The following is a 12977-nucleotide window of genomic DNA, read 5'->3' as shown; positions in this document are numbered from 1 at the left end:
GGGGCCCGACCTCGATCGAGCGCTCCACTCCATTTAAGGAAATCGCATCATGACAGCCACCAACCTGGCACATGCCAGCGACGCCTGGTCGCCGGTGATCACCCCCTTCACGTCGGATCTCGCCGTCGATACCGAGCGCTTCGTTGCCCACTGCCGCTGGCTTGACTCCCACGGGGTCGGACTCGCGGTGTTCGGCACCAACTCCGAGGCCAACTCGCTGACCCTTGGCGAGAAGCGCGAGCTGCTCTCACAGCTTGGGCAGGCGGGCATCGATCCCTCACGGCTGATGCCGGGCACCGGCCACTGCGCCATCGACGATACGGTCACGCTGACCCGCGACGCGGTAGACATGGGCGCGGCCGGAGTGCTGATGCTGCCGCCGTTCTACTACAAGGGCGTCAGCGACGAGGGCCTCTATCGCTACTATTCCGAGGTCATCGAGCGGGTAGGCGATGCGCGCCTGCGGCTGTATCTCTACCATATTCCGCCGGTGGCCCAGGTGCCGCTGTCGATCGAGCTGATCGCACGGCTGCGCGAGGCCTTCCCCGAGATGGTCGCGGGGATCAAGGACAGCGGTGGCGACTTCGCCAACACCCAGGCACTGATCGACGCCTTCGGCGCCGACGGCTTTGCGGTGTACGCCGGCAGCGAGCGTTTTCTGCTGGATACGCTGCGCGGCGGGGGAGCGGGCTGCATCAGTGCCACCGCCAACGTCAATCCGGCGGCCATCGCCGGGCTCGCCGCCGACTGGCAGACAGCCGAGGCCGATGAACGCCAGGCAGGGTTGAACGCCATGCGTGATCTGTTCGAGCGCTATCCGCTGATACCGGCGATGAAGGCGGCTACCGCACACTTTTCGGGACAGCCGTCCTGGGCGACGCTACGCCCGCCCTTGATTGAACTGGAGTCAGGGCGCCGCCAGGAGCTGATCGCGGCGCTGGAAGAGCGAGACTTCGCCATGCCGGGACTCAAGGAGGAACAACATGGATAAAGCACCCGCTGCCCGCGATCGTGGGCAGGCGCCTCGTATCGTCGCCCTGAGGCGGCTGGGCGAGGAGGAACTCGCGGCCTTGAACGAGGTGGGCCAGGTGGACTATTTCGAGGATCTGAACGAGGGCAATCGCGAGGCCTTCGAGGCAGCGATGGCCAGCGCCCACGGTCTGATCGGCGGCAAGCTCGAACTCGATGAGGCGATGCTCGAGCGCTCGCCCCATCTCGAGGTGGTGTCGACCATCTCGGTAGGCTACGACCAGCTGCCGCTCGAGGCGATGAATCGTCGGGGCATCCTGCTGTGCAATACCCCGGACGTGCTTACCGAGACCACCGCAGATACCGCCTTTGCCCTGATCATGGCGACTCAGCGGCGGTTGGTGGAGCTGTCCTGCATGGTGCGGGAAGGACGCTGGACGTCCCATGTCGGGCCCGACCAGTTTGGTCACGACGTGCACGGCAAGACACTGGGCATCGTCGGCGCGGGGCGTATCGGCGCGGCGATCGCCAGGCGCGGCGCGCTGGGCTTCGGCATGTCGGTGCTGCACACCGCGCGGGCACCGAAGCCTGAGCTCGAGCAACACCTCGGCGCTGAACACTGCACCCTGGACGAGCTGCTCGCGCGTGCCGACATCGTCTGTCTGGCGGTGCCCTACAGCGATGACACCCATCGCCTGATCGACGCCGACGCCCTTGCCCGGATGAAGCCCTCCGCCGCGCTGATCAATATCGCTCGGGGCAAGGTCGTCGACGAGACGGCACTGATCGAGGCGCTGGAACAGGGCACCATCCGCGCCGCCGGGCTCGACGTCTTTACCCGGGAGCCGCTGGACGCCGGCTCGCCGCTCGCGCGCATGGACAATGTAGTGGTGCTGCCGCATATCGGTTCGGCCACCCACGAGACCCGTGCTGCCATGGCGCGGCGCGCGGTGGACAACCTGATCGGTGCGCTGGTCGGCGAAGGCCCGGTCAACGCCGTCAACCAGGCGTCCTGGCGAGCAGGGAGGGCATCATGAAGCGACGTCTCGAGCGCATCCTGAGCCTGGACGACTTCGAGCGGGCGGCGCGTCGCCACCTGCCGCGGCCCCTGTTCGGCTATGTCGCCAGCGTGGCCGAGGAGGGCGAGACGGCAAGGGCCGGTCGCGAGGCCTTCAACGAGGTGCACTGGCTGCCCAGGGCGCTGGTCAATGTGTCGTCGATTTCCACCGAGGTGGAGCTGTTGGGGCAACGGTTCTCGCAGCCCTTCGGTATCGCCCCCATGGGTATCAGCGCGCTGACCGCCTACCGGGGCGACATGGTGCTGGCAGAACAGGCCCAACGTGCCGAGATCCCGATGATCGTCAGCGCCTCCTCGTTGATACCCATGGAAGAACTCGCCGAGGCCACCGGCGCGGACTGGTTCCAGGCCTACCTGCCCGGCACCCTGGAGGGCATCGACGCCCTGCTTGAGCGGGTCATCCAGGCCGGCTACAAGCGTCTGGTCATCACCGTCGACTACCCGGTGCCGCCCAACCCGGAAAACCATCGTCGCTCGGGCTTTTCGAGCCCCTTGAAGCCGAGCGCGCGGCTGGCCTGGGATGGACTGACACGTCCGCGCTGGCTCACCGGTACCTTCCTGCGCACCCTGCTGCGTCATGGTGTTCCCCACTTCGAGAACAACGCGGCGACGCGCGGGGTGCCGGTGCTGGCGAAGCACGCCGCGCGCGACTTCGCCGGCCGGCGTCACCTTGACTGGTCGACCCTCGAGCACGTGCGCTCGCGCTTTCCCGGCCAGCTGGTGGTCAAGGGGATCCTGCATCCCGACGACGCACGCCGGGCCTGCCAGGCGGGCGCCGACGGTCTTATCGTGTCCAACCACGGCGGCCGCCAGCTCGACGCTACGGTGGCGCCTATGACTATGCTGCCCGAGGTGGTGAAGGCGGTGGAGGGCAAGGTTCCGGTGATGATCGATGGCGGCTTTCGCCGCGGCGGCCAGGTGCTCAAGGCGCTGGCGCTGGGGGCCGACTTCGTGTTCGTCGGCCGGCCCTTCAACTATGCGGCGAGCGTCGCCGGAGGGGCAGGGGTCGCCCACGCCATTCGTCTGATGAGCGAGGAGATCGAGCGCAACATGGCGCTGCTCGGGGTAACCGCCATCGACCAGCTCGGCCCCCACCTGCTGCGCCGCAGGGAAGGTGGCACGGCGGGTGCCACGACAGCCGCCGATACGGGTGTCGGGGCAGGCGTCGAGACCGGCGACAAGGCATCCGACTGAGCCGCTCGCGCCTGATGTGCGTCAGGCCCCGTGGTAGCCCTTTTGCTCGGGCTCTTCATCGGCGTCATCGGTGGCTGCTTCGGGCAGTTCGGCCACCCACTCCATGGCCGCGCTGTGCTCCTTGTGGGAGAAGGTGCGGATCTCGATCTTCCTGACCAGCTTGTCCTCGAGATGGGCGATGTGCTTGATCCACTCCTTGTCGGTGATCACCGCGGCGCGATGGTAGTGGTCAAGCTCGCCGATCTGGGTTAGTCCATAGCCCAGGTCACGCAGCAGCGCGGTCAGGGTCATCCAGCGCAGGTTGTCGAGTTCCGCCACCAGGCTGACCTTGGGGCAGCGCTTCTTGGTCATTTCGATCAGGTCGATGGCTTGCTGGAGTTCCTGCGCGGTCACGGTACCGCCGGCGCGGATGGCGACCACGTGTTCGGCCGGGTGGGGAATCTGCTCGAGCATCTTGAATCTCCTTGTCGGGGACGGCGGGACTCACGTCGCGATGCAGCGTGACGGGATTTTCTCAGCATAGTCGCTGTGGCATCCATGGCGGCCGATCTTCCGTGTTCGACGCCAACGCTTTGCCGTCCTTGCACTCGGTCGTAAGGCCTGACGTAACGATAGCGACAACGACAGGTAGGCCCCGACCTTGCTTCGAACGTAGCGATAGATACAGGTGTGAACACAGCAATGTCGGCGCCACGACCAGACCAGGCATCATCATGCAAAGGAGGGTGGCGAACATGCAAGCGGATGGAGAGAAAGGCCAGACGGTGGGGTGGGCGAGCTGGGCCCTGGCCTTCGGCCTGGTGGGGGCACTGGGCTGGGTCGCGCCGGCCCATTCACAGCAAGCCCAGGCAGCCGACACGCCCTCCGGTCAGGCAACCGTCATCGAGTTGACCCAGGTCGGCTGTCAGTTCCTGGGAAGCGAGAACGGCACCGATCACGGCATTCACCCCCAGAGCAAGGCCGACTGCGAGGCCTTCAACGACGACACCGGTGAGGCGCGGCTGGCAGAGGCCAGGGTGCTGCGAGTGCCCGCCGGAGACTATGTGTTCCGGGTCAAGAACGAGGGCGTGCCCTATGACCTGGGTTTCTGGCTGCGTGGCGACGGCCTGCTCAACCGCGCTCGGCTACCCAGCGTGTCCGGCGGTGGCCTCGGCACCGGTCAGACCGGGGATTTCGCCGTCAGCCTGGAACCCGGTGAATACGTCTACTCCTGCCCGCTGAATCCGACCCTGGACTATAAGCTGGTTGTCGAAGGCCAAGGATAAAGCGGAAGGCTTGCGCGAAAAGTGCCGGTGCTCGCCGACCTTCCGAAGAAAGCCCGAGGCTTGTCTGAAAGGTGCCTGCGATTGTCGACGGCGGGTGCGAGGCGAGGCCAGGTCAATTCTAGCCAGGCTAGACTAGACCCCGGTCAGTGCGCGCGTGCCTCAGACCCACAGGATCGCGACACCTGACGATCGCCTACGCCGCCGACGAAAAAGCTTAACCACCTTGATACCCGCTGTGTCGTTTCGACACGGCGGGTTTTTTGTATCTCCAGCATCAGAGTTTTCCCGTCTAGGCTCTCAGCAATAGCTGTCGTACGCCAAAGCGTCAGGAGGGCCAGATGGCAAAGGTCGAACCCCGCGCGCCCAAGCCGCGTATCGGAATGATCACCCTCGGTGTTCACTCGCTCGAACGGGCCATCGACTTCTATCAACAGGGGCTTGGCTGGCCACGCCTGGAGGACAGCGCCCCCTGGATCGCCTTCTTTTCGCTGCAGGGTACCTGGCTTGCCTTGTACGGCTGGCACGATCTGGCCGATGACCTGATGGTCAACGCCGGTGGCGAGGGCTTTCGCGGCGTGACCCTGGCCTACATGGCCGAGGACCCCGAAGAAGTGGACGCGGTGCTGATCCAGGCCAGACGAGCGGGCGGGAACCTGCTCAAGCCTGGGCAGAAGGCCTTCTGGGGCGGCTACTCCGGCTACTTTGCCGACCCTGACGGGCACCTCTGGGAGGTGGCCCACAATCCCTTCTTCTGGCCTGGACCGGGCGAACCCCAGGCCAGATCCAGCAACGATAGTTGATCTCGGTCCACGTTCTGGCGGATATCCAGGATGCTGTTTTTCCAATAAAAACAATGCTGTTAAGCAGGGGGTAGGACGTCGAGGAGAGCCTGGTGGCTACGGGTGCTGTGCTTTCAGGAAGGGACCCTCGACGCAAGGCCGTTACCAATAACCTGCCGCAAGGGAGTCGCTCATGAGTGCAGTCATCGTGTTGGTCCTGGGGTTGGCCGCCATGGCCCTCGGGTACTTCATCTACTCGAAGTTCATCGCCGATAAGGTGTTGAAGCTGTCCAGGGATTTCGTCACCCCCGCCCACGAGTTCGAAGATGGCGTCGACTTCGTGCCGACCAACCGCTATGTGCTGTGGGGCCACCACTTTACCTCGGTGGCCGGAGCGGCTCCCATCGTCGGCCCGGCCATCGCGGTCATCTGGGGTTGGGTACCGGCCTTTTTGTGGGTCATCTTCGGTACTATCTTCTTCGCCGGGGTGCATGACGCCGGCGCGATCTGGGCCAGTGTGCGCAACAAGGCCAAGTCGGTGGGCGCGCTCACCGGAGAAGTGGTAGGCACCCGCGCCCGCAGCATCTTCATGATCGTGATCTTCCTGCTGCTACTGATGGTCAACGCGGTTTTTGCCGTGGTCATCGCCGGCCTGATGATGAAGTTCCCCTCGGCGGTTATCCCGGTGTGGGGCGCCATCCTGGTGGCGCTGGTCATCGGCCAGTTGATCTATCGCCGGATCATCGGCCTTGGCCTGGTATCGGTGATCGGTGTGGTGGCGCTCTACGCCCTGATCGGCATCGGGCCGGCGGTGCCGATCCAGATGCCCACCGAGGTCGGCGCGCTGTCCGGTCAGGCGGTGTGGATCCTCTTGCTGTTCGGCTACGCCGCCATCGCTTCGCTGCTACCGGTGTGGATGCTGCTGCAGCCGCGCGACTATATCAACGGCCTGCAGCTGTTCATCGGCCTGATCATCCTCTATGGCGCCCTGGCGCTGTTGAACCCGGACATCGTGGCGCCGGGCTTCAACAGTGATGTACCCGCGGGTACACCGTCGCTGTTCCCGCTGTTGTTCGTGACCATCGCCTGCGGCGCGATTTCCGGCTTCCATGGTCTGGTGTCGTCCGGCACCACCTCCAAGCAGCTGGATCGCGAGACCGACGTGCGTTTTGTCGGCTACTTCGGCGCGGTGGGCGAGGGCATGCTGGCGCTGGGGTCGATCCTGGCGGCCACCGCAGGCTTTGCCACCCTCGGCGACTGGCAGGCCATGTACGACGCCTTCGGCAAGGGTGGGGTCAACGCCTTCGTCGAGGGCGGTGCCTTTATCATCCACAACGGCATCGGCCTGCCCGAGGCCACCGCCGCGACCCTGCTCACCGTGATGGCGGCATTGTTCGCCGGCACCACCATGGACACCGGCCTGCGCCTGCAGCGCTATATCTTCCAGGAGTGGGGCGAGATCTACGACCAGCCGTGGATGAAGAAGCCGGCGGTGGCGACCCTGCTGGCGGTGCTGTCGTGCCTGGTGCTGGCCTTCGGCGCCGGGGCAGACGGTTCCGGTGGCCTGATCATCTGGCCGCTGTTCGGCACCACCAACCAGCTGCTGGCCGGCCTGACCCTGCTGGTGGTCACGGTGATGCTGATGCGCAACCATCGCCCGGTCTATTACACCCTGATTCCCCTGGTGTTCCTGCTGATCGTCACGGTGCTGGCGCTGCTGGCCCAGCTCAAGAGCTTCTTTGTCGCAGGCAACTACTTCCTGCTGGCGCTCGATATCGTGGTGCTGATCGCCTCGGTGCTGGTGGCGATGGAGTGCGCCTCGGCGCTCAAGCGGCTGCGTCATGAAGTGCGCGGGGAGGCGCCGTGAGCGATCACGACGAGGGTCTGGCCAAGTGGCGTCGCTGGTTGTCGTCGGCGCGCCACTTCGCCGAGGAGTCTTACTCGGCGCCGTATCGCGGCGCCATCGCCCGCGCCCGGCGCGACGAGGACGACCTGTTCATGCTGCTGGTGTTCTCGGAGCTGATGGGCATGCCCAATCCGGTGGGCTACTACACTCTGGAGCTTCAGCCACTGTTGATGGAACGGTTCCATGACTGGCACCAGCGCATGGGCATGGAGCGCTCGCCGCTGGACGACTTCCGCTGCTGTTGAACCGGGGGCGGAGGACGATCACGACACCCTCTAGCAACAATTGCCGGGACCGAGCGTGCGCTGGACAGGGGGTAACGCTGTACCGGGCTGACAAGGGCAGGGCTGACAAGGGACCAGAATGGACAAGGGAAGACCATGAAGGAACTGCTGGATCGTCGCCGACTGTGGGTCGGCGGCAAGGGCGGCGTCGGCAAGACCTCGATGTCGGCGGCGCTGGGCGTGCTGGCGGCACGCCGAGGCAAGCGCGTGCTGGTGGCCTCCACCGACCCCGCCCATAGCCTGGGCGACGTCTTTGCCAGTGAACTCGGGGATACCCCGCGGCGGCTATTGCCCGGCCTGGACGCCATGGAGATCGATCCTGATCGCGAGGTCGAGGCGCATCTGGCGCGGGTGACCGCCCAGATGCGGCGCTATGCGGCGCCGGCCATGATGGACGAGCTGGAACGTCAGATGCGCCTGTCGCGGCAGTCGCCGGGGACCCAGGAGGCGGCGCTGCTGGAGCGGCTGTCGCGACTGATGACCGACGACAGCCTGCCCTACGATCTGGTGCTGTTCGACACCGCGCCCACCGGTCATACGCTGCGCTTGTTGAGCCTGCCCGAGGCCATGGCCGCCTGGACCGACGGCTTGCTCGCCCACAGCCGCAAGTCCGAGCATCTGGGCAAGGTGCTGGCCCATCTGACTCCTGGCTCTCGGCGCGACGTGACCTCGCCGTTCGAGTCGGAAGACGAGGCAGCGTCCCGGGATCAGGACCCGCGCACCCGGGATATCGCCGAGACCCTGCTGGCGCGACGGCGGCTGTTTCACCAGGCCCGCCGGCGCATCCAGGACGCAAGTCACAATGGCTTCCTGTTCGTGCTGACGCCGGAGCGCCTGCCGATCCTCGAGACCGCCCGTGCCGTGACGTCACTGGAAGAGGCGGGGATTCCCGTTGCCGCCACCCTGGTCAACCGCGTACTGCCGGTAGAGGCGGACGGCGACTTTCTTGCCGCCCGTCGCGTGCAGGAAGAGACCTACCTTGCGCGTATCGATGCGACCTTTGCCCACCTGCCGCGTCCGCGGGTGCCCTGGCTCGCCACCGACGTCCAGGGTCTCCCGGCGCTGGAGACCCTGGCCGACTGCCTGGAGAACGCAGGTTTTTAAGACGCTGGATTCCAGGGCTACGGTTCAGTGGGCGTCCGGCGACTGTTCCATCTCTCGCTCCAGCTTGCGCGCCACGTCGCCGGGCGAGCCGGTGCGCCGGGCCATCAGATCGTAGGCCACCGGTACCACGAACAGCGTAAAGAAGGTGGCGGCGGCGACGCCGGTGAAGATCACCGTGCCGATGACGATGCGCGTCTCGGCGCCGGCGCCGCTGGACAGGATCAAGGGCACGCTGCCGGCGATGGTGGTGACCGAGGTCATCACGATGGGACGCAGGCGGGTCATGGCCGCACGCATCAGCGCCTCGCGGAACTCGGTGCCTTCGTCTCTTAGCTGGTTGGCGAACTCGACGATCAGAATGCCGTTCTTGGCGGCGAGCCCCACCAGCATGACCAGGCCCACCTGGCTATAGATATTCAGCGACTGACCGGTCAGCCACAGGCCGAGCAGGGCGCCGCCGATGGCCAGGGGCACCGTCAGCATGATCACCAGCGGATGGACGAAGCTCTCGAACTGGGCCGCCAGCACCAGGAAGACCACCAGGGTGCCGAGTACCAGCAGGAAGGTGGTGGCGCCGGTGGACTCGCGATAGTCCCGGGCCGCGCCCTTGACGTCGGTCTGCACGCCCGCCGGTAACACCTCACTGACGGCGTTCTCGAGGTAGTCCAGCGCCTCGCCCATGGAGTAGCCGTCGGCCAGATCGGCCTGCAGGGTGATCGCCCGAAGGCGGTTATAGCGGTTGAGCTGGCTGGGCCCGGCGAAGGCCTCGACGGTGACCAGGCTCGACAGCGGGATCAGCTCACCGGTGCGGTCCGAGCGCACCCGCACGTTGTCCAGGGAACTCGGCGTGGGGGTGGAGCCACGCTCGCCCTCGAGGATGACGTCGTATTCTTCGCCCTGGTCGGTGAAGCGGGTCACGGTGCGGCCACCCAGCAGTGTCTCCAGGGTGCGGCCGATCTCGCTGACGGTGACGCCGAGATCCGCGGCGCGGGTGTAGTCGATATTGACGTTGAGCTGGGGCTGGTTTTCCTCGTAGTCGCTCTCGAGGTTCAACAGTCTCGGATTGGTCTGGCGAATATGGTCCATCAGGGCGTCGCGCCAGGTCACCAGCTGCTCGTAGCTGCCCCCGCCAAGCACGAACTGTACGCCCTGTTCGGTGCCGCCGCCGAAGCCCTGGCGCATCACCGGGAAGGCTCGGATGCCGGGCAGGTCGGCCAGTGACTGGCGCACCTCGTTCATGATCGGCCAGGCGGGCCGGCGCTCGGCCCAGTCCGACAGGCCGACGATGGCGAAACCGGAGTTGAAGTTCTCGGTGTTGCCGCGTCCCTGGGGAGCGATGATCAGCACCCGTTCGACCTCGCCGGTCTCGCGCAGGGGCAACAGCCGCGCCTCGACCTCGTCCATGTAGTCCTCCATATAGGAGAAGGTGGCGCCGGGCGGGCCGCTGATGATGACGAAGAAGGTGCCGCGGTCTTCCCGCGGGGTGTACTCGGCCGGCAGTTGAGGATACAGCCAGGCGATCCCGGCCAGCATCGCCACAAAGCAGGCTACCACCAGCCAGCGCGCCTTGAGCACGACCTCCAGGCAAGCCCGGTAGACGCCCTGGGCCCAGTTCAGCCCCTGGTCGACCCAGTGGGCCAGGCGCCCCTCGTGAAGGCTTGGCGACAGGATCTTGGAGGCCATCATCGGGGTCAGGGTCAGCGCCAGCAGGGTGGAGATGGCCACCGCCGCCGACAGGGTCAGGGCAAACTCGGTGAACAGCTTGCCGACGTCGCCCTGAATAAAGCTCAGGGGCACGAACACCGCGATCAGCACAAGGCTGGTGGCGATGACCGCAAAGGCCAGCTGGCGGGCGCCGCGGAAGGCCGCCACCAGCGGTGTCTCGCCATACAGATGCATGCGTCGATGAATGTTCTCCAGCACCACGATGGCGTCATCCACCACCAGGCCGATGGCCAGCACCAGCGCCAGCAGGGTCAGCAGGTTGATGGTGAAGCCCATGGCCGCCAGGGCGGCGAAGGTGCCGATCAGGGTGACCGGCACGGTGACCGCCGGCACCAGGGTGGTGCGCAGGTTGCCGAGGAACACGAAGATTGCCACCACCACCAGGCCGATGGCGATCAACAGGGTGCTGACCACCTCGCGAATGGCGCCGGACACGAAGGTGGAGGCGTCGTAGTTGAGTGACAGGCTCATGCCGTCCGGCAGGCGAGGGGACAGCCGTTGCATTTCGGCGCGCACCGCCTTGGACAGCGCCATGACGTTGGCGGTGGACTGCTTGACCATGCCAAGGCCCACCACCGTCTGGCCGTTGCCGCGAAACAGCGAGCGCTCCTCCACGGTGCCGAGTTCCACCTGGGCCACGTCGGCCAGCCGGACCAGATAGCCGCCTTCGCCGCGATCGAGCACCAGGGCGCGGAAGTCCTCCGGGGTCGAGAAGCTTCGTGGCAGGCGCACCATGAACTGGCGATCCTGTGACTCCACCGCGCCGCCGGGCAGCTCGACGTTTTCAGCCCTGAGCGCGGACTCCACGTCGCTGACGGTCAGCCCGCGGGCGGCCAGGGCGTCGTTGTCGAGCCACACCCGCATGGCGTATTCCTTGGCGCCGCCGACGAACACCCCGGAAACACCTTCCTGCACCGAGAAGCTGTCCACCAGGTAGCGCTCGGCGTAGTCGGTCAGCTCCGCCGTGGTATAGCCCTCGCCGGACAGCATCAGCCACATCACCACCTCGGAGCTGGTGTCCTCCTTGCGCACCTCCGGCGGGTCGGCTTCGTCCGGCAGATTGTCGGCGGCGCCGGAAATACGGTCGCGCATGTCATTGGCGGCGGCATCGATGTCGGTGGACAGGCTGAACTCGACGTTGATATTGGAGCTGCCGTCGGTGGAGGTGGAGGAGATCACCTCGATGCCGGCGATGCCAGCGATGCGCTCTTCCAGTACCTGGGTGATACGGGTCTCGACCACGTCGGCGGACGCCCCGGGGTAAGCGGTGCGGATGCTGACGATGGGCGGATCGATGGTCGGGTATTCCTGCAGCGGCAGACGGGTCAGCGCCAGCAGGCCGAAGGCGACGATCAGGGCGGCGAGGACGGTGGCCAGCACCGGGCGCTGGACGGAAACGTCGGACAGGCGCATCAGGTGTCGTCTCCCTGGCGCTGCTCGAGCAGGATGTCGCTGACGCTGGTGGTCTCGTCCTCGATGCCGATCAGCGTGATCCGGGAGGCTTCATGCAGGCGGTCATTGCCGTGGGTGACCACCAGCTCGCCGGCCTCGAGCCCCTTGACAACTTCCACGTCGCCTTCGCGCCGCGAGCCCACCTCGATATCCCGGCGGACCACCTCACCGGCCTCGGTCGACGTCGGCTCACGCGTGGTCAGTACCCAGACCCGCTGGCGCTGGCCTTCCGGGACCAGCGCGGACTCGGGAATCACCAGCGCCTGACGCGGGCTTCTGGCGATGGTCACCCGCATCAGCATGCCGGGACGCAGCAGCCTTTCTTCATTGTCGAGCAGGGCGCGCACCGAGATGCTGCGGCTGATCGGGTCGATGCGCGAGTCGATGGTGGCGATCTCGCCCTCGAACACCCGATCCGGATAGGCCGCGGTGGTGGCGGTAAGCGTAAGCCCCCGCGACAGCGAGCCGAGCTGGACCTCGGGCACGTCGAAGTCCAGCTTCATGTGGGAGACGTCGTCCAGGGTGGTCAGCTCGGTGCCCGGAGTGACCAGGGTGCCGACGCTGATGTCACGCACCCCGACCACGCCGTCGAAGGGCGCCTTGACCCGGTAGTTCTCGAGCATCGCCTCGAGCCCGGCGATGGTCGCGTCCACCTGCTGAAGCTGGGCACGGCTGTCCTCGACGTCGGCGCGGGGCGCCAGATTGCGGCTTTCGAGCTGAGCGAAGCGATTGACCGCGTTCTGTCGCTCGGTGCGCAGTGCCTGGGCCTCGCGCAGGGCGGCGCGTTCCTCGATATCGGACAGCTCCACCAGCACATCGCCTTGGCTGACCTCTTCGCCGCCCTCGAAGTTGAGCGCCGAGACGGTGTCGGTCACCGTGGCCGACAGGGTCACGCTCTCGTTGGCCGATAGCGTCCCCAGCGACTCCAGCGGATCGGACCAGGCCTCCTGGGTCACCTCGGCGGCGATCACCGGGGTGGGGGGAGGCCCCTGGGTGCCGGCACCGCGCTGCTGCGCCAGGCTGGGCGACACCACACCCGCCAGCACCGGGGCCAACACCAGAGCCAGGGCCAGGCGAACCCCCATCCTCCCTGGTCTCGACGTGCGATGCGATAGGGTCCTGGGGCAACGAACTGACGGCATGGCAAGCTTCCTGCGTTGGGCATTCTACGGTGGACGGCGCTCGAGGCGTGGCCGACGCACAGCGTAAACGATCGGATAC

General features: G+C 66.3%; 11 protein-coding genes. 8 read left to right on the top strand and 3 right to left on the bottom strand.

The window, feature by feature from the left end:
* Nucleotides 1–49: 49 nt before the first annotated feature.
* Genes NFH97_RS01515 through NFH97_RS01505 form a run of 3 tightly spaced genes read left to right on the top strand, consistent with a single transcriptional unit; the run spans nt 50 to nt 3241 of the window.
* Nucleotides 50–991 carry a dihydrodipicolinate synthase family protein gene (locus NFH97_RS01515; protein WP_349624271.1) on the top strand — a complete coding sequence of 314 codons (942 nt, stop codon included), beginning with the start codon at nt 50–52 and terminating at the stop codon, nt 989–991.
* Nucleotides 984–2006 (top strand): 2-hydroxyacid dehydrogenase, encoded by a 1023-nt coding sequence (locus NFH97_RS01510; protein ID WP_349624270.1) that lies wholly within the window; start codon nt 984–986, stop codon nt 2004–2006. Before NFH97_RS01515 ends, NFH97_RS01510 begins: the two co-directional genes overlap by 8 nt.
* On the top strand, nt 2003–3241 hold the full coding sequence (locus tag NFH97_RS01505) for an alpha-hydroxy acid oxidase (RefSeq protein ID WP_045993325.1): 1239 nt from the start codon (nt 2003–2005) through the stop codon (nt 3239–3241). Before NFH97_RS01510 ends, NFH97_RS01505 begins: the two co-directional genes overlap by 4 nt.
* A 21-nt stretch (nt 3242–3262) precedes the next feature.
* On the opposite strand, the gene NFH97_RS01500 is transcribed toward NFH97_RS01505, so the two are convergent.
* Nucleotides 3263–3694 carry a SpoIIAA family protein gene (locus NFH97_RS01500; protein WP_045993324.1) on the bottom strand — a complete coding sequence of 144 codons (432 nt, stop codon included), beginning with the start codon at nt 3692–3694 and terminating at the stop codon, nt 3263–3265.
* Nucleotides 3695–3975: 281 nt separating this feature from the next.
* Here NFH97_RS01500 and NFH97_RS01495 point away from each other — a divergent pair, with 281 nt between their 5' ends.
* From NFH97_RS01495 to NFH97_RS01475, 5 genes are all read left to right on the top strand, one after another.
* On the top strand, nt 3976–4506 hold the full coding sequence (locus tag NFH97_RS01495) for a hypothetical protein (RefSeq protein ID WP_349624269.1): 531 nt from the start codon (nt 3976–3978) through the stop codon (nt 4504–4506).
* Between the two features lie 338 nt (nt 4507–4844).
* The gene (locus tag NFH97_RS01490; protein WP_349624267.1) at nt 4845–5306 is read left to right on the top strand and encodes a VOC family protein; all 462 of its coding nucleotides are present in this window, start codon (nt 4845–4847) and stop codon (nt 5304–5306) included.
* A 172-nt stretch (nt 5307–5478) separates the two neighbouring features.
* Complete coding sequence (locus NFH97_RS01485; RefSeq protein ID WP_349624266.1) at nt 5479–7152, top strand: carbon starvation CstA family protein; 1674 nt, start codon at nt 5479–5481, stop codon at nt 7150–7152.
* A gap of 17 nt (nt 7153–7169) precedes the next feature.
* Nucleotides 7170–7436, top strand: coding sequence for a cory-CC-star protein (locus tag NFH97_RS01480; protein ID WP_045993347.1), 267 nt, complete (start codon nt 7170–7172; stop codon nt 7434–7436).
* 135 nt (nt 7437–7571) lie between these two features.
* Nucleotides 7572–8579, top strand: coding sequence for an ArsA family ATPase (locus NFH97_RS01475; protein ID WP_349624265.1), 1008 nt, complete (start codon nt 7572–7574; stop codon nt 8577–8579).
* Nucleotides 8580–8603: 24 nt separating this feature from the next.
* On the opposite strand, the gene NFH97_RS01470 is transcribed toward NFH97_RS01475, so the two are convergent.
* On the bottom strand, nt 8604–11717 hold the full coding sequence (locus tag NFH97_RS01470) for an efflux RND transporter permease subunit (protein ID WP_348827859.1): 3114 nt from the start codon (nt 11715–11717) through the stop codon (nt 8604–8606).
* Entirely contained in the window at nt 11717–12841 is a 1125-nt protein-coding gene (locus NFH97_RS01465; RefSeq protein ID WP_045993319.1) for an efflux RND transporter periplasmic adaptor subunit, read from the bottom strand. The genes NFH97_RS01470 and NFH97_RS01465 overlap by 1 nt, the downstream gene beginning before the upstream one ends.
* Nucleotides 12842–12977: the final 136 nt, after the last annotated feature.

Origin of the sequence: Halomonas sp. SCS19 (assembly GCF_040147015.1) — a bacterium.
Taxonomy (GTDB): domain Bacteria; phylum Pseudomonadota; class Gammaproteobacteria; order Pseudomonadales; family Halomonadaceae; genus Halomonas; species Halomonas litopenaei.
This window is presented reverse-complemented; position numbering and strand designations above follow the sequence as displayed.